This window comes from Arthrobacter sp. 210 2, assembly GCF_059093025.1.
In genome coordinates this window covers 270546-286891 of record NZ_JBNHIE010000003.1, presented here as the reverse complement: position 1 = coordinate 286891, position 16346 = coordinate 270546, and the positions used below count along the sequence as shown (strand labels likewise).

The window sequence follows — 16346 nt, the reverse complement described above, 5'->3', positions numbered from 1 at the left end:
CGCAGCCTGTAGCGTCGGACGCGGAAAGCCCACCGATCCCCCATCGGTGGGCTTTCTTGTCCTCACTTACAGAGACCAGGGCTGAAAATGGGTACACCCCAACCTGACGTCAGGGAACCACCAAAAACCCGTCAGAATAGGGCCGAAACCACCATTTCCCGACAAACCCGCGGGAAGGTCATAGCCCTCACCCTGACAAAGCCACGGAGCAACAACCCTTAGTCGAACCGCACAGCGTCCCACTCCAGCACCCGCGGCTGGGCCAGGCCCTCCACCACAAACGGATCCCCGCCAATAAACCGCTCCGCTTCCGCCCGCGAAGAAAAGATCCCCATCGAGGCGCCGGCCGGATCGTCCGCCTGGAACGGGCCCAGTGCGATCAGCCCGCCGCCGTCGGCATGGAACGCTTCGAAGTAGGCCTGATGGCGCGGGTACGTCTCGAAAACGCGCGAGCGGTCAATGCCCTCGGCCAGGCTGTACAGGACAACGCACTCCATCCGCCGGTCCTAGGAGCCTGTCTTCCGGCCGGTGAGCTTGTCCAGCAGCCGGTCCACCATGCCCACACCCGCTCCCACCGTCTTGTGGAAAAGCTCCGAATGCGGCGCGCTGGGGTGCGGCCGGGTGGGCGCCAGCTTTTTCGCCTTCTCCACCTTCTCGCCCATCTCCACGAGCTTCTCCCGGGGAATGTGCTGGCGCAGCTTCGGGAACTGTTCGGACTCCTCGTCACCCGCGTGATGCGTCAGCTGTCCCTCGAGCTCACGCACCAGGTCCATAAAAGAGGAATCCGAAGGCTCGGCTTTCTCCAGCTGCTTCATCAGCTTGACGATGTCGTCGTGCTCTTTCTTGTCGTGCTCCACTTCCTCTTTACCGTTGGGCACGTGGTCCTCGATGGCGGGGTACACGAACATCTCCTCCGCCACGGCGTGACGCATCACCTCCGCGATCAGGGTGTCCGCCAGATCCCGGCGCTGGCTTCCATCGGGCGCGGCGTGGATCTGCGCGATCAGTCCGATCATTTCCCGGTGATCAGCGGTCAGGATGTCCACGACGTCCACGTTCGCACCGGCAGAATGGGTATCACTCATGACTTGGCCTCCTCCTTGGATCGCTTCCTTATAAGCGGGGTGAGACGGTCAAATTACCACGCGCAAACAGCGGGATAAAGAGGCCAACAGTGCCCTGCATCTGGACATCTTCCCGGCCAGGTAGCACGATCTGAGGTGTGACCCCCACAGACCCCTACCTGCGCGAACTGACCCAGCTCCGCCGCGTCAAGGACAGGATGGACCGGGAGTACGCGCAGCCCCTGGACGTCGAATCCCTCGCCAAGGACATCCACATGTCCGCGGGCCACTTCAGCCGCCGCTTCAAGCTCGCCTACGGCGAATCGCCCTACAGCTACCTCATGACCCGGCGGATCGAGCGGGCCATGGCACTGCTCCGCAAAGGCGACCTTTCCGTCACGGAGGTGTGCTTCGCCGTCGGCTGTTCCTCGCTGGGAACCTTCAGCACCCGCTTCAGCGAACTGGTGGGCATGCCGCCCAGCGCCTATAAACAGGAGGCGGAACGCCAGACGGCGGGAATCCCCGCGTGCGTCGAAAAGCAGGTTTCAAGACCGGTCAGGAATCGAGAAGCACCCGCCGCGGAGCCGCAACTAGCATGACTGCCATGGACATCACCATCAGCTCAAGCTTCCTTCCGCACACCGATCCGGACGCCTCCATGGCGTTCTACCGCGACGCCCTCGGCTTCGAAGTCCGCAACGACGTGGGCCGCGGCACCATGCGTTGGATCACCGTAGGCCCGGCCGGCCAGAAGGACGTCTCCATCGTCCTGTACCCGCCCGCCGCGGACCCCGGCGTCACCGATGAAGAACGCCGCACCATCGCCGAAATGATGGCCAAGGGCACCTACGCAACGGTGGTCCTCTCCTCCCCCAACGTCGACGCCGCCTTCGCCCAGGTTGAGGCGAGCGGGGCCGACGTCGTCCAGGAACCCATCGACCAGCCCTACGGAATCCGCGACTGCGCCTTCCGGGACCCTGCCGGCAACACCGTCCGCATCAACCAGCAGCCGTAGGCTGATAACCAGCGACGCCGAAGGAGGCTGCGAGCGCAGCCTCCCCTTCGCGCCGCACGACAGATGGAGACCCGATGAGCACGGACACGGATACGGCCACCAGCACCAGCAGGTCCCCGGACGGCACACATGTCGCCGACACCCACGACCTGATCCGCGTGCAGGGTGCGCGGGAAAACAATCTCAAGGACATCAGCGTCGAACTGCCCAAACGCCGGCTGACCGTGTTCACGGGTGTCTCCGGGTCCGGGAAGAGTTCCCTGGTGTTCGCCACCATCGCCGCGGAATCGCAGCGGATGATCAACGAAACCTACAGCGCCTTCGTGCAGGGCTTCATGCCGAGCCTCGCCCGGCCCGAGGTGGACTTCCTCGAAGGCCTGACGACGGCCATCATCGTTGACCAGGAACGGATGGGCGCCAACCCGCGGTCCACCGTGGGCACAGCCACCGATGCCAACGCCATGCTGCGCATCCTCTTCAGCCGCCTCGGCACCCCCTACGTCGGGCCGCCCACGGCCTACTCCTTCAACGTGCCCACCCGCAAAGCCAGCGGCGTGATGTCCACGGACAAGGGCGGCCGCGTGGAAAAGGCCGTGGTCAGCCAGGCGGTCTACCTCGGCGGCATGTGCCCGCGGTGCGAGGGCATGGGCAACGTCAGTGACATCGACCGCACGGCACTGTACGACGACGGCAAGTCACTGAACGAGGGCGCGCTGACAGTTCCGGGCTACTCCATGGACGGCTGGTACGGCCGGCTGTTCGAGGGGATGGGCCTGCCGATGGACAAGCCGATCGCCAAATTCACCCCGAAGCAGCTGGACACGATGCTCTACGCCGAGCCCACCAAGATCAAGGTGGAGGGCGTCAACCTCACCTTCGAGGGAATCATCCCCAAGATCCAGAAGTCCATGCTGTCCAAGGACGTGGAGGCCATGCAGCCGCACGTCCGCCGCTTCGTGGAGCGGGCCGTCACGTTCCAGCTGTGCCCCGAATGCGAGGGGACGCGGCTGACCAAGGAAGCACTGTCCTCGAAAATCAACGGCAAGAACATCGCTGAGCTGTGCCAGATGCAGATCAGCGACCTCGCCGAATGGGTCCGCGGGCTCAAGGACGCCTCGGTGGCTCCCCTGCTTAAAGGACTCCAGCACCTGCTCGACTCGTTCTCCGACATCGGCCTGGGCTACCTCAGCCTGGACCGGCCGGCCGGCACCCTCTCCGGCGGCGAGGCGCAGCGCACCAAGATGATCCGGCACCTCGGATCCTCGCTCACCGATGTCACCTACGTTTTCGACGAACCCACCATCGGGCTCCACCCGCACGACATCGAGCGGATGAACCAGCTGCTGCTGCAGCTGCGGGACAAGGGCAACACCGTCCTGGTGGTGGAGCACAAGCCCGAGACCATCGCCATCGCCGACCACGTCGTCGACCTCGGGCCGGGTGCCGGCAGCGCCGGCGGCACGGTCTGCTTCGAGGGCAGCGTGGAGGACCTCCGGGCCAGCGACACCATCACCGGCCGGCACCTGGGGGACCGCGCCTCCCTGAAGGAGACCGTCCGGAAGGCGACCGGGGCACTCGAGGTGCGCGGGGCCTCCATGCACAACCTCCAGGGCGTCGACGTCGACATTCCGCTGGGCGTCCTCTGCGTGGTGACAGGGGTGGCCGGCTCGGGAAAGAGCTCGCTGATCCACGGTTCGGTGGCCAAGCGCGAGGGCGTGGTGGTGATCGACCAGGGCGCCATCAAGGGGTCCCGGCGCAGCAACCCTGCGACTTACACCGGCCTGCTTGAGCCTATCCGCAAGGCGTTTGCCAAGGCCAACGGCGTGAAGCCGGCCCTGTTCAGCTCCAACTCCGAGGGCGCCTGCCCCACCTGCAACGGCGCCGGCGTCATCTTCACCGAGCTGGGCGTGATGGCAACAGTCGAATCCCCGTGCGAGGACTGCGAGGGCCGCCGCTTCCAGGCCGCCGTGCTGGAATACACGCTCGGCGGACGCAACATCGCCGAAGTGCTGGACATGTCCGTGACGGAGGCCGCCGGTTTCTTCGCCGAGGGCGAGGCCAAGACCCCTCCGGCGCGGACCATCCTCAAGCGGCTGGACGACGTCGGCCTGGGCTACCTGAGCCTGGGGCAGCCGCTGACCACACTGTCAGGCGGCGAGCGCCAGCGGCTCAAGCTCGCCACCCAGATGGCGGAGAAGGGCGACGTCTACGTCCTGGATGAGCCCACCACCGGCCTGCACCTGGCCGACGTGGAGAACCTGCTGGGCCTGCTGGACCGGCTGGTGGAGTCCGGGAAGTCGGTGATCGTCATCGAACACCACCAGGCGGTCATGGCCCATGCCGACTGGCTGATCGACCTGGGGCCGGGAGCAGGTCACGACGGCGGCCGGATCGTTTTCGAGGGAACGCCGGCTGAGCTTGTGGCGGCACGGCCCACACTGACCGGCGAGCATTTGGCAGCCTATGTCGGTGGTTGAGCCAGGGCAAACCTACCGGTACGGCGTCGAGATCCTGCACCTGCTGGTGTCACCGTCGCACGCCTACTTCGGCCGGGCGAAGGACGGGCCCGCGGATGTTCCCACCATTGACGCCGCCCAGGCTGAGGTGGTGGCGGGCAAGGGGATTGTGGGCGACCGGTTCTTCGGCAAGGCCGCCCACATGGACGCGGCGGTGACCCTGTTCGCCGTCGAATCCCTCGAAGCCATCGCCGCTGAACTGGGCGCCGGACCCTTTGACCCGCTGGCCACCCGGCGGAACGTCATACTCCGGGGCGTCCAGCTGGCTCCGCTCGTGGGTGCGGACTTCGCACTGGAGTCCAACGGGTCGGTGGTCCATTTCCACGGTGGCCGTCCCGCGCACCCGTGCGCGTGGATGAATGAGGTGCTGGCACCGGGCGCCCATGCAGCGATGCGGGGCCGGGGCGGCATCCGCTGCCGGGCACTGTCCAGTGGCCTGCTGCACCGGGGACCTGCCGTACTCGTCAGCCCCGTTCCGCTGGACCGCGCTCAGGCCGGCGTTCCGAGCCTCCTGCGGCCTACCCGGCTGCCGTAGCGGCGTAGCGAAGCACCCGGAACCTGCCGGGGCAGGACACAGCTGCATGTGCAGTTCAAACTGTCGGTGGCCCAGCCTAGACTTTCTGGCATGAGCGAAAACAAGGAAACCATCGGCAGCTCTACGCCTGAACCGGACGCAGGCCTCACCCGGGACCCGGAAGATTGGGTGACGGGAGATGAACCCATGACCGCGGCGCAGCGGAGCTACCTGGACACCCTGGCACGGGAGGCCGGGGAAGAGCTCCCGGCAGACCTCAGCAAAGCGGAAGCGTCCAAGCACATCGACAGGCTGCAGCAGCGCAGCGGCCGTGTAACCGGAAACGGGCCCGGCAGCTAGCAGCGCCGGACCCGTCTCAAAGAAAAGGTGGCTACCAGGCCTGGTGTTCGCGCGTCAGGCCGAAGGGGACCGTCTCGCTCAGGGCCACCGTGAACTTGTCCGCGCCGTGCCGCGTTACAAGGATGCCGTGGCGCTTCTCAGCGAGGGCGTGGGCCTTGGCAGCGGTGACAGCGGCGTCGAGCTCGCTGTCCATGCTTGCGCGGTCTGCGACGGTCAAGGTCAGAGGAAAATTGGCGGTCATGGGTCTAGCCTTAGTGTTTTAGGGGTGGGACAAACGCCGTTCCGCTCCCCCAAGCTACCGACGCGGCAGGGCATCTTACTGCCCAGTTCATAATGCCCTAGCATGGCCCCGCCAGCAACTTGAAAAATCAAGTAATAAAGAAGCGCAGGTCAGCGGCGTGCGCTCCTGTCAGCAGGCACAGCAATTACGGGCCCCGAGGGGTGGTCACTTAGAGTTGATGGGGAGTGGAAGCTGTTTTTAAACGCCTCCAATGCCCCGGAGAAGCCTCCCGGCATGACCCGTGCACCACTGCGCAACGACCTGTCTGTGCAACGACCTGACAAGGATTCCGCCATTTCCACCGACGCTTTCTTCGGCAATCTCACCCGGATCCGCAACGTCATCCTCCCGGCACCGGTGCGCGATCGGCTGAACACCGGCCGCGGCCTCCTGGGCGGGTTCATCGTGGTGCACCTTGTTTTCCTGGTCTTCGCCGCCTCGCACTCCCTCCGCGGTGAGGCGTTCAGCGATACCTTCATCTACCGCGACTGGGCCATGGCCGGCTTCGACGACGCCAACCTCACCGGCGGCCCCAGCCCCTGGGTCTACCCCATCCTCGCGCTCATCCCCATGGCCATCGCCGGCATCGCCGGGCCCGGACCATTCTTCTTCCTCTGGGTCCTGATGACCACCCTCCTCAACGGCTGGGCCCTCCTCAAACTCACCGAACGCGGCCGCACCAAAGAGGCCATCCCCGCCGGCTGGTGGTGGCTTGTCTTCACCTTCATGATGGGCTGGCTGGGCTTCGCCCGCGTGGACGGCCTCACCGCCCCGCTGGTGCTGGTGGCCCTCGCCTACGGCGTGCAACGCCCCTTCATCGCGTCCGTCCTGCTGGCCATCGGCACCTGGGTGAAGGTCTGGCCGGCCGCCGTGATGCTGGCCCTGTTCGCCGTGCTGAAGAACAGGCTCCAGGTGGTGCTGGCAGGAGTCGCGACGACGGCGGGCGTTGTTGCGCTTGCCGCCGCGGTTGGCAGTGTCCCCAAGCTGCTGAACTTCCTCACCCAGCAGGGTGACCGCGGCATGCAGCTCGAAGCCACCTTCACCACCCCGTGGCTTTGGCTGTCCGTCCTGAACATCGGTGATTCGCGGATGTACATGAACACGGACATCAACTCCATGCAGGTGGACGGCCCCGGTACCGCGGTGATGTCCGTCCTCATGCAGCCCCTCCTGGTCCTCGCCGCACTCCTGGTGGCCGGCCTGACGTTCTGGGCCCTGCATAACGGAAAAGCCAGCGGCGGCGTGGACCGCACCGAACTCCTCCTGGCCGGCGCCCTCACGCTTGCCACGGCATTTGTGGTCTTCAACAAGGTGGGCTCCCCGCAGTTCATGGTGTGGCTCGCCCCCGCCGTCGCGGTCGGACTGGCGCACAGCTGGCGGGAGTGGCGCGTCCCGGCCGCCATGCTAATCGTCATCGCCGTCGCAACGTACTTCATCTACCCGCTGTTCTACGACGCCCTCAGCCACAACAACCCGTGGATGGCCCTGGTGCTGACCATCAGGAACGTCCTCCTGGTGGTCCTGTTCCTCTGGAGCGTCCGCCGGCTGTATTCGCTGGGCAAGAAGACACCGGCGGCAACCCCCGCGCTCAAGGAGTCCTGACATTTCCACGAGGTTCTTTGACCGCCTGGTCAGCATCCGCAGCAGGGTCCTTCCCGCAAAGGTGGTGGACTGGTTCGCCCGCCCTTCCAGCGTGTGGTGGGGCTTCGCCGTCGTCCATCTCTACTTCCTGGGCTGGATGGCGTCCTTCTTCCTGCACGGCGATACCTTCAGCGACACCGAGCAGTACCGCCAGTGGGCCATGGACGGCTACAACCCCGCAGACCTCAACGGCAAAATCAGCCCCTGGGTCTATCCCGTCCTGGCACAGATCCCCATCTTCCTCGCGAACATCGCAGGGCCAAGCCTCTACCTCCTGGTCTGGTTCCTGCTCATCGCAGCCCTCAACGCCGTCGGACTTTCCTACCTCACCCGCGGACGGCGGAAGGCCAGCGGAATAGCCCCCGCCTGGTGGTGGCTCTTTTTCACCGTCTTTATGGGCTACCTCAGCTTCGCCCGGGTGGAAGGCATCACCGCCCCCATTGTCCTGATCGCGCTGCTCTACGCCGCCGAGCGGCCGGTGGTGGCGGGCATCCTGCTCAGCATCGCCACCTGGATCAAGGTCTGGCCGGCAGCGGTGCTCGCACCCATCGTGATCGCCAGCCACAAGCGCATCCAGGTTGTCCTGTCCGGCGTCGCCGTCACCGCCGTCGTAGCCCTGGGCACCTGGCTTTCCGGCGGCCTGCCGCACATCATGGACTTCCTCACCAACCAGGGCGAGCGCGGCATGCAACTGGAGGCCACCTTCTCCACGCCCTGGGTCTGGCTGAGCGTCTTCAACATCGCCGGCTCCAAAATGGCGGACAACACAGCCATCAACTCCACCGAGGTCTACGGCCCGGGAGCCGGCACGGCGGCGTTCCTGATGCAGCCGCTGCTCATCCTCGCCGCCGTGGGGGCCGCCATCCTGCTGGTCCGCGCAATGAAGCGCGGCGCCGAACGTGAGGAACTGTTCCTTGAGGGTTCCCTCATGATGGTCACCGCGTTCATCGTCTTCAACAAGGTGGGCTCGCCGCAGTTCATCATCTGGCTTGCGCCGGTGATCATCGCTGGCCTCACGCACGACTGGGAGCGCTGGAAGGTGCCGGCAGCCCTGCTGATGGGCATCGCCATGACCACCTTCGTGATCTATCCCCTGTTCTACACGCCGCTCATCCATGCGCACCCCGTGATGGCGGCCATCCTCACCACCCGCAACGTGCTCCTGGTGGTCCTGCTCTGGTGGTCCGTGAAGCGGACGGCCGAGCTCGGCCGGAAGACGCCGTCGCCGGTGGCCGCGGGCGCGTAGCTAGCGGTTGCCCGCGTTCTGCAGGCCCTGCCGCCGCTCCAGGACCCAGCGCCAGCCGCGCTTCGCCAGGTCCAGCGGCCTGCCCTCGATCAGCAGCTTGCGTGTATGCACATCGAGGAATAGAAGGTAGAACGTGAAGGCAAGGGCCGTCACGAACGCCAGGGACGACGCATCAATGGGCAGCTCCACGAAGGACCACACGGAGAGCTGGTCCTGCGCGCCGAACACCACAAAGAACGTGACGCCCACATACAGGGAGCGGATCTGCCAGTCGTCCCGGATCCCGGTAACGGCCAGGAACGGCAGGAACCACAGGATGTACCACGGCTGGATGATGGGCGAGAGCATCACGACGGCGGTGAACGCCAGCGCCATCCGGCGCACCGCCCGCGAATAGTCGCCGCGGAACATCAGCAGCAGCACCAGCGCGATGGCAGCCCACTTCATGCCGGTCCGCAGCCAGGTGGCGAGTGTTCCGCCCGGCAGGCCCAGCGCGTTGGCGAGCATTTCCACCTGCTGGCCGAGGAAGCCTGAGGGCGAATAGCCTGTGTAGCCGGGGGTGGGGTCCATGATGGCCCAGGTCCAGCCGATCCCCAGGTTGTAGGGGATACCGCTCAGGAGCAGCACGCCGAAGCTGATCCCCGCCGTCGCGCCCCACATCAGGAACTTGCGCGGCCAGGACGCGGAGGCACCTGCCCACATCACTCCGATGAACGGCAGCAGCAGCACGGTGATCGGCTTGATGCCGATGGATGCGGTGACCAGGAGGATGCCCAGCAGGTAGCGGCGCGTGGCGGCGAAATAGGCGCCGGCCACGGCGAGGCCCACCATCAGGGCGTCGTTGTGGGCGCTGGCGATGAAGCTGATCAGGAACAACGGATTCGCAACGGCGATCCACAGCGCCCGCGCGCCATTGATGCCGTGCAGCCCCGCAAGCTTGGGCACGTAGATAACGCACAGCAGCACGCCGACGCCGGCCAGCAGGCGGAAGAGCAGGACGGACACGTCCGGCTGGGCTCCGGTCAGCCCCACCACGCCGCGTGCCAGCCACAGGAAGTACGGGCCGTACGGCGTCCGGTTTTCCGCCCAGGCCGGATCGGCACCGAGGGCAAACCAGTTGTTGAGCGTGGAGATGCCCACCTCGTAGGGATTCTGGCCCTCCATCACCAGCCGGCCCTGCCCCGTGTACGCGTACACGTCCCGGGAGAACACCGGCACGCAGAAGAGCAGTGGCAGGGACCAGGCAGAGATGGCGATCACCACGGAACGCAGCGAATTTTTTCCCCAGTCCGCAAGCCGTTGCCCCAGCCGCAGCCAGGACCGCATCAGCACCATGGCGCCAACGGTCAGCAGGATGGTGGAGACGGTGACGCCCCAGCCTTCGGTGCGGAGCGCGATGACCAGCGGCTGGCGGATCATGGGTGAACCGTTGGCTATCCAGCCGGTCCCGATCGAACCGACAAACATCATGAGGGAGCCAACAAAACCTTCAATGGTGGCGAGGTAGGCGTGGCCTTTTGCCGGGCCGGAGGCCTTGACGGGCGCGCCAGGCCTGCTCTCCGAAGTCCCGAGGTGTGACCCGCCTGCCGTCATGATGTCGTCTGGTCCCCTACTTCGAATACGGCGCTGGTTGGACCAGCATGAAGGCCGCCCTGCAACCCGGCCATTTTATCAGCCGCCTTCCGTGCCGCCCCGGTCCATGTCCCCCCTTGCAGGCCACAGTTTGACAACGGGGTCCGGCAGGCTGCGGGAGGGTGGTGGCCGGTTACGTCATCCGGTCGCTGCGGGCAGTCCGGTTCCTGCCCAGTGACTTGGCCCTGTACAGGGCGGCGTCGGCCGAGGCGATGAGCTCCTCCACGTCGGGGGTCCGGGAATCGTAGAGGGAGATCCCGTAACTGGCGGTGGGCATCTCCATTCCGTTCACCGTGGGGGCCGACGCCAGGCGCCGGCTGATTTCCTCGGCGATCAATTCCGCCCGTTCCGCGCTGGCCCCCGGAACAAGGAGGACGAACTCTTCCCCGCCGTACCGCCCCACCAGGTCGGTGGACCGGACGGTGGCGGTGCAGGCGTCCGCGAAGGACTGCAGGGCAAAGTCCCCGGCGGCATGCCCGTAGGTATCGTTGACCATTTTGAAGTGGTCAAGGTCGGCCAGGATCAGCGCACCGGAGCCCTTGGTGATGTCATGGTCCGTCAACTGCTCGGCAGCGAGGTCCAGGAAGGCTTTCCGGTTAAGCAGCCCGGTCAGGTCGTCACGGGACGCCACCACCCGGAGGGCACGGGTCTGCTGTTCGCTGCTCAGGGCGGCCATGCTGAAGGAAACCACCACCAGCAGGACCATGGTCACCAGGGTGGTCACCGCCGAACCGAAGACCGTGACGAAGGTGGGCCCGTGCTGGCCTTCCGCCAGGAAAACCAGCCAGCGGAAGAAGTAAAAGACAGCCAACCCGCCAGCCGCCACCGCCATGGGAACCCTGACGCGTGAATAGCCGGGTTCAAGACGCCACAGCTCCCGCGACGCCAGGCCGATGGAAAGGGTCATGGCGGCCAGGAACACCGGGCCGCCGGACCACGTGTTGGTGGCCGGGTCGTCCAGGACCGAGGCAATCAACGTAACCAGGGGGATGCCCGTAAACGCCCACTTCGGCGGCGGCACCGTACGCAGGGAGCGGGCGCCTGCCCAGACCGCCACACCGCCGTGCACCAGCATCACGTTCCCTACCGGGTTGGCCCAGATCTGGTGGGGAGTGCCGTCGAGCAGGAAAAATCCTGAACCGGCCAGGAAAAACACCAGCGCCAGGCACCACCAGCCGCTGTACGGCGACCGCGTGACCCGGTAAGCGGAAAAGTAGAAAAGGACAACCAGCACCAGCGCCATCAGGCCGAATGCGATCCGGAGGGTCGCCGTGTCCAGAGCCATTTTTCCGAAGTCCCCCAAACGCCCGAAATGCTGCCTGCCCCCAGTATCGCACCGCACTCCCCCAGGCAGCAGCAGAACCCGCACCATGAGAAATACGCGACGGACCACCTAGGGTGGTTCATAAGCATGCGTACCATCAGCATACGGACTACCCGAAAGGCCGGCCATGTTCCTTCTCTTTGGCTTCAAGACGGTACAGAAAGCACTTCAGGGCAAGGCAGCGAGCTGCCAGTACTGCCGCTCGTTCGTCCACCACCACCTTGAAGAGCGGGCCACCAAGTTCACCCTGTTCTTCATTCCGGTGCTCACCACGTCCCGTAAGTACCTCATCACCTGCAGCAACTGCGGGTACGTCTCATCCATTTCCGCCCGCCAGAAGAGGGCACTGGAGCTGCAGGGCTGACAACCGCGCGCACTGGATCCGGCTTTTCTTCCCGGGGGTCTGGCCCCCGGCGGAGGCCGCAGCTAGAGTGGGTCCCGTCCCCCTGCCGTGGCTTGGCAGAGTACGGGACCCCGAGGGAATGGAGGTGGTTTTGATGACTGCGATTGCCGCGCGCCGCGAGCGCCCTGCACCCATCAACCAGACCATTTCCCTCGACTGCACCGGCCCCGCCTGACAATTTCCGGGCGGCGTTCCTCAGCCTGGTTCCGCCAGGGCTTCCGGGTGCATCGGGGACCTTCCCGAGGTAACCACAGTGAATACTTCTTCAGGCAACGCCCTGGACAGCACCACAACCAACAATCCTTTACGCACTGACGGACCGTCCGGCTACGGGTACACAGCCGCGGTGGCCCACCATTTTGATGCCCACCCCATGCCGGAAGCGAGCGGCAGGGGGCGCGTGGTCCGGGTAGACCGGAACCTGCTGCTGGTGGCCGTGGACGGCGAACTCCTGCACCTGCCCTACCCGCTGACCGGCGAGGCTGCCGTGACCGGCGACTGGGTGTGGATCGGACCCAACCGCGCCGGGGAACGCCAGATCCTGGGCGTCCTGCCCCGCCGGTCCGAGCTCAGCCGCAAGCGGGCATTTGAGGACTCCTCAGCCGCGCAAATATTGGCCGCCAACATGGACATGGTGGGCGTGGTGGTGGCGGTGGACCGGCCCCTCACGCACAACCGGCTGGAGCGGACCCTCGTTGCCGCGTGGGACTCCGGCGCCACTCCCCTGGTGATCATCACCAAGGCGGACCTCGCCGAGGTGGCGGACGACGTCGTCGGGAAAGTCATCCTGCAGGCCGCCGGCGTGGAGGTGGTCACCACCTCGGCAGAAAGCGGCGACGGCATCGACGAACTGCTGGGCCACATCCCGCCCGGCGGGACCATCGTGCTCCTGGGCCCTTCGGGGGCGGGCAAGTCGACACTCATCAACGCAATGGTGGGGCACGAGGTCCAGCACACGGGGGCGGTGCGCTCCGGTGACTTCAAGGGCAAGCACACCACCACGTCCCGGGAACTGGTGCCGCTGCCCAACGGCACGGTCCTCATGGACACCCCGGGGGTGCGGGGCTTCGGGCTGTTCGACGCCGAGGACGGCCTGGGCGAGATGTTCGCGGATGTGGAGGACCTGGCCGGGAACTGCCGGTTCGCGGACTGCTCCCACCAGGGCGAACCGGGCTGCGCAGTCCAGGACGCCATCGCGGACGGGAGGCTTACCGATCGGCGCTGGCACAGCTACCTGAAGCTGCAACGCGAGCTGGCAGCCCTCGCCCGGCGGAGCGATGTGGCAGCCCAGCGCGCCTACCAGCGGGAGTGGCACCAGAAGGTGGTGGCGGCCGGGAAGTCGCAGCGCTGGGCCGAGCGCGGCATGGCCGAACGGCAGGAACGCTCCGGCGGCAAGGACCGGAAACGGCGCTGACCGCTCCGCGGCGCCCTGCGGACTGCAGGGCGCCGCAGACTGCGGTCCCTGCTACGCCTTTTCAACCCACTGGGACCGCCATTCAGGCGCCTCGAAGGCCTCACTCCAGTACGCCGTTTCCCTGGCAATGCGGCCGTCGCGAAATTCAAAGATGAACACCGTCTCGTACTGCGGTCCGCCGTAATCCAGCAGCGCTTCGGCGATCACCAGGTTTCCACCACTGAGCATCCGCCGCGGCGTGATGGTGGGCAACTGCGGGAAGGCGTTATAGATTCCCCTGCGGTTCTCCGCGCCCCGAACAACTTCCCCTGCCCTGCACCACGGGCCATGTCCGCCAGGGTGGTCTAGAGCTCCCGCGCCGGCTCTTCCGGCAGGGCACCCTCATCCTCCGGGTGCCGCTTCAGGTTGAGCAGCGCCAGTGCGAGCCCGCCCCAGACGGTCACGATCGCAATGATCATCATGGTGATGGCGATGGGTGTCACAGCGCTGCCTCCTTTGCGTCTTCCTCCACCAGGGCGTCATACTCGGGATCGTCATGCGCCTTGGACCTGCGGCTCCAGGGGATGAAGGTCAGCACCAGCGCCACCAGCACAAGCGCCCCGGACATACCCCAGCCAAACACGCCCACAAACCACTCCGGATACCCCTCGTAGGTGGTGGAGATCTTGCTGATGAACTCGTTAGCCACCATGTAGATCAACGCCAGGGGCACAACAGCTGCCACCAGCACCATCCACGTCCCGCGCATCTTGACAGTGGAGATCCGGTTCAGGTGGGCGGACAGCAGCGGGAGCTTGCGCAGGAACCAGGCAAGCACCACTACTGTGACCAAGGCGCCGAGGGTGATCCCGAAGCTGTTGACGAACGCGTCGGAGGTGTCCAGCAGGTACAGGCCGGTCGAGGTCGGAAAGAATGCCAGCGAAACGGCGGCCACCAGGATGCTGACCACCAGGGAGGCCTTGACCCGGCCCCAGCCGAGCTTGTCCTGCACGGCGGCCACGATGACTTCGAGCACGGAAATCAGGGACGTGATTCCCGCGAAGACCAGTGATCCGAAGAACAGCACGCCCATGACCGCTCCAAAGGGCGCCTGCGACACGATAGTGGGGAAGGCGACGAAGGCCAGGCCGATTCCCTGGGTGACCACGTCGTTCACTCCGGTCCCCGCCGCCTGGGCCATAAAACCAAGGGCGGCAAAGACACCGATGCCTGCCAGGATCTCGAATCCGGAATTGGAGAACGCAACCACCATTCCTGAGCCGGTGAGGTCCGTCCTGCGCTTCAGGTAGGACGAATAGGTGACCATGATCCCGTAGCCCACTGAGAGCGAGAAGAAGATGTGCCCGTAGGCTGCTGCCCACACTCCCGGGTCGGCGAGCGCGGACCAGTCGGGAGTGAAGAAAGCGTTGAGGCCTTCGGCTGCCCCTGGAAGAAACAGCGCCTGGATCACCAGGAGGACGAACATCACCACCAGCAGCGGCAGCAGGACGGCGTTTGCACGGGAAATGCCCTTGCGGATCCCGGCAACCATGATGAGGATGACCGCCGCCCAGATCAGCAGCAGCGGAAAGAACACTGACGGGACGAACTCGAATCCGAGGCCCGGCGCCTCGGCGACTGCCAGGAAGTTGCCGAAGAAGAAGCCTTCGGCGTCATCACCCCAAGCCTCCGTGAAAGAAAAGATGGTGTACATCAGTGCCCACGCGATGATCACCGCGTAGTACGCCGCGATCACGAAACAGACCAGCACCTGCCACCAGCCCAGCGGCTCCGCCGCACGGTGTAGCCGCCGGTAGGCCAGCGGGGCGGAACCGCGGAATTTGTGCCCAACGGCGTAGTCCAGGAAGAGCAGCGGAATGCCGGCAGACAACAGCGCCACCAGGTAGGGGATCAGGAACGCGCCGCCGCCGTTGTCGTAGGCAATGTACGGGAAGCGCCAGATGTTGCCGAGGCCCACGGCGGAACCGATAGCGGACAGGATGAAGAGCCGGCGGGAGGAGAAGGTTTCGCGTTTGACCGGTGTGTCCGGGCTGGCCGGGGAGGAAGTGCTCATGCGGTGCTCTCTCAGCTGGCGTTGGAGGTGAGTTCACGGACTACTTCCGGACTTTACTGCTGCCCGCCACCTCGCGGAACCCCTGCTTTGCCGCAGTCCGGATTCGATGGACCGTGGGCGGCCTTGGGCCGGCCGGAGTAGGGTTCCGTCATGGACATCATCCTGGTTCCCGGCTTCTGGTTGGACGCTTCCTCCTGGGAGGAGGTGACGCCGGCGCTCGAGGCCGCAGGACACCGCACGCATCCCCTGACTCTGCCGGGGCTTGAAAGCGTGGACGCCGACCGTGCCGGGATCGGCCTTCACCAGCACGTTGTTGCCGTCACGGCTGCGGTGGACGCCATCGAGGGAAAGGTGGTCCTGGTGGGACACTCGGGCGGCGGCGCCATCATCCACGCCGTGGTGGACGCCCGGCCAAACAAGGTGGAACGGGCCATCTACGTGGACAGCGGCCCCCTTGGCGAGGGCGGGGTCATCAATGATGAACTGCCGGCCGACGGGGACGACGTCCCGCTGCCGTCGTGGGAAGGGTTCGAGGACGCCGACCTGGTGGACCTCGATGACCGGCTCCGCGACGCATTCCGGGCGCGTGCCATTCCGCAGCCCAAAGGCGTTGCCTACGACCAGCAGCACCTCCACGACGAACGCCGCTACGAGGTGCCGGCCACCATCATCGCGTGCGAGTTCCCCTCCGCCATGCTTCAGGAATGGATCGCGGCCGGCCACCCGTTTGTTGCCGAACTGGCCCGCGTCCGCGATGTGGAATACGTGGACCTGCCAACCGGCCACTGGCCCCAATTCACCAAGCCTTCGGAACTGGCCCGGGCCATCCTGGCGGCGGTGGAGCGGACAACGGCCAGCTAGATTGAACGGACCACCTGCCGAGG

The 16346-nt window shown here is 65.8% G+C and carries 18 protein-coding genes; 10 read left to right on the top strand and 8 right to left on the bottom strand.

Features of this window, described 5'->3' with window-relative positions; genetic code table 11:
• Window positions 1–218: 218 nt before the first annotated feature.
• Both AC5RWA_RS08645 and AC5RWA_RS08640 read right to left on the bottom strand, forming a co-directional pair.
• Window positions 219–497, bottom strand: coding sequence for a YciI family protein (locus AC5RWA_RS08645; RefSeq protein WP_115524911.1), 279 nt, complete (start codon window positions 495–497; stop codon window positions 219–221).
• A gap of 9 nt (window positions 498–506) precedes the next feature.
• Complete coding sequence (locus AC5RWA_RS08640) at window positions 507–1085, bottom strand: hemerythrin domain-containing protein (protein ID WP_494057264.1); 579 nt, start codon at window positions 1083–1085, stop codon at window positions 507–509.
• 197 nt (window positions 1086–1282) lie between these two features.
• Between AC5RWA_RS08640 and AC5RWA_RS08635 the strand changes: the two genes are divergently transcribed.
• The 5 genes from AC5RWA_RS08635 to AC5RWA_RS08615 all read left to right on the top strand — a co-directional run bounded on the left by AC5RWA_RS08635 (window position 1283) and on the right by AC5RWA_RS08615 (window position 5469).
• Entirely contained in the window at window positions 1283–1663 is a 381-nt protein-coding gene (locus AC5RWA_RS08635) for a helix-turn-helix transcriptional regulator (RefSeq protein ID WP_494057408.1), read from the top strand.
• The gene (locus AC5RWA_RS08630; protein ID WP_494057263.1) at window positions 1660–2079 is read left to right on the top strand and encodes a VOC family protein; all 420 of its coding nucleotides are present in this window, start codon (window positions 1660–1662) and stop codon (window positions 2077–2079) included. The genes AC5RWA_RS08635 and AC5RWA_RS08630 overlap by 4 nt, the downstream gene beginning before the upstream one ends.
• A 74-nt stretch (window positions 2080–2153) precedes the next feature.
• On the top strand, window positions 2154–4556 hold the full coding sequence (locus AC5RWA_RS08625; protein ID WP_494057262.1) for an ATP-binding cassette domain-containing protein: 2403 nt from the start codon (window positions 2154–2156) through the stop codon (window positions 4554–4556).
• A complete protein-coding gene (locus AC5RWA_RS08620; protein ID WP_494057261.1) occupies window positions 4549–5130 on the top strand; it encodes an MOSC domain-containing protein in 582 nt (193 codons plus the stop codon). Before AC5RWA_RS08625 ends, AC5RWA_RS08620 begins: the two co-directional genes overlap by 8 nt.
• 90 nt (window positions 5131–5220) lie before the next feature.
• The gene (locus AC5RWA_RS08615) at window positions 5221–5469 is read left to right on the top strand and encodes a DUF3072 domain-containing protein (RefSeq protein ID WP_494057260.1); all 249 of its coding nucleotides are present in this window, start codon (window positions 5221–5223) and stop codon (window positions 5467–5469) included.
• A gap of 31 nt (window positions 5470–5500) precedes the next feature.
• Here the strand turns inward: AC5RWA_RS08615 and AC5RWA_RS08610 are convergent, their stop codons facing one another.
• Window positions 5501–5710: a hypothetical protein gene (locus tag AC5RWA_RS08610; RefSeq protein WP_079599040.1), complete on the bottom strand. Its 210-nt coding sequence runs from the start codon at window positions 5708–5710 to the stop codon at window positions 5501–5503.
• A gap of 273 nt (window positions 5711–5983) precedes the next feature.
• Between AC5RWA_RS08610 and AC5RWA_RS08605 the strand changes: the two genes are divergently transcribed.
• Together AC5RWA_RS08605 and AC5RWA_RS08600 are read left to right on the top strand one after the other, a co-directional pair.
• Window positions 5984–7351, top strand: coding sequence for a glycosyltransferase family 87 protein (locus AC5RWA_RS08605; RefSeq protein WP_494057259.1), 1368 nt, complete (start codon window positions 5984–5986; stop codon window positions 7349–7351).
• A 61-nt stretch (window positions 7352–7412) separates the two neighbouring features.
• Window positions 7413–8636 carry a glycosyltransferase 87 family protein gene (locus tag AC5RWA_RS08600; RefSeq protein ID WP_494057258.1) on the top strand — a complete coding sequence of 408 codons (1224 nt, stop codon included), beginning with the start codon at window positions 7413–7415 and terminating at the stop codon, window positions 8634–8636.
• On the opposite strand, the gene mptB is transcribed toward AC5RWA_RS08600, so the two are convergent.
• Window positions 8637–10229, bottom strand: coding sequence for a polyprenol phosphomannose-dependent alpha 1,6 mannosyltransferase MptB (mptB, locus tag AC5RWA_RS08595; RefSeq protein WP_494057257.1), 1593 nt, complete (start codon window positions 10227–10229; stop codon window positions 8637–8639).
• A 172-nt stretch (window positions 10230–10401) separates the two neighbouring features.
• Window positions 10402–11553 (bottom strand): GGDEF domain-containing protein, encoded by a 1152-nt coding sequence (locus AC5RWA_RS08590; RefSeq protein ID WP_494057256.1) that lies wholly within the window; start codon window positions 11551–11553, stop codon window positions 10402–10404.
• Between the two features lie 166 nt (window positions 11554–11719).
• Between AC5RWA_RS08590 and AC5RWA_RS08585 the strand changes: the two genes are divergently transcribed.
• Both AC5RWA_RS08585 and rsgA read left to right on the top strand, forming a co-directional pair.
• On the top strand, window positions 11720–11956 hold the full coding sequence (locus tag AC5RWA_RS08585; RefSeq protein ID WP_079599044.1) for a zinc-ribbon domain-containing protein: 237 nt from the start codon (window positions 11720–11722) through the stop codon (window positions 11954–11956).
• A gap of 292 nt (window positions 11957–12248) precedes the next feature.
• Complete coding sequence (rsgA, locus tag AC5RWA_RS08580) at window positions 12249–13409, top strand: ribosome small subunit-dependent GTPase A (protein WP_494057255.1); 1161 nt, start codon at window positions 12249–12251, stop codon at window positions 13407–13409.
• Window positions 13410–13460: 51 nt separating this feature from the next.
• Here the strand turns inward: rsgA and AC5RWA_RS08575 are convergent, their stop codons facing one another.
• The 3 genes from AC5RWA_RS08575 to AC5RWA_RS08565 form a co-directional block, all read right to left on the bottom strand.
• Window positions 13461–13661 carry a nuclear transport factor 2-like protein gene (locus AC5RWA_RS08575; protein ID WP_494057254.1) on the bottom strand — a complete coding sequence of 67 codons (201 nt, stop codon included), beginning with the start codon at window positions 13659–13661 and terminating at the stop codon, window positions 13461–13463.
• 92 nt (window positions 13662–13753) lie between these two features.
• Window positions 13754–13891 (bottom strand): methionine/alanine import family NSS transporter small subunit, encoded by a 138-nt coding sequence (locus AC5RWA_RS08570; protein ID WP_079599046.1) that lies wholly within the window; start codon window positions 13889–13891, stop codon window positions 13754–13756.
• Window positions 13888–15462: a sodium-dependent transporter gene (locus AC5RWA_RS08565; RefSeq protein ID WP_079599047.1), complete on the bottom strand. Its 1575-nt coding sequence runs from the start codon at window positions 15460–15462 to the stop codon at window positions 13888–13890. The genes AC5RWA_RS08570 and AC5RWA_RS08565 overlap by 4 nt, the downstream gene beginning before the upstream one ends.
• A gap of 150 nt (window positions 15463–15612) precedes the next feature.
• Here AC5RWA_RS08565 and AC5RWA_RS08560 point away from each other — a divergent pair, with 150 nt between their 5' ends.
• Window positions 15613–16323, top strand: coding sequence for an alpha/beta fold hydrolase (locus AC5RWA_RS08560; protein ID WP_494057253.1), 711 nt, complete (start codon window positions 15613–15615; stop codon window positions 16321–16323).
• Window positions 16324–16346 lie beyond the last annotated feature (23 nt).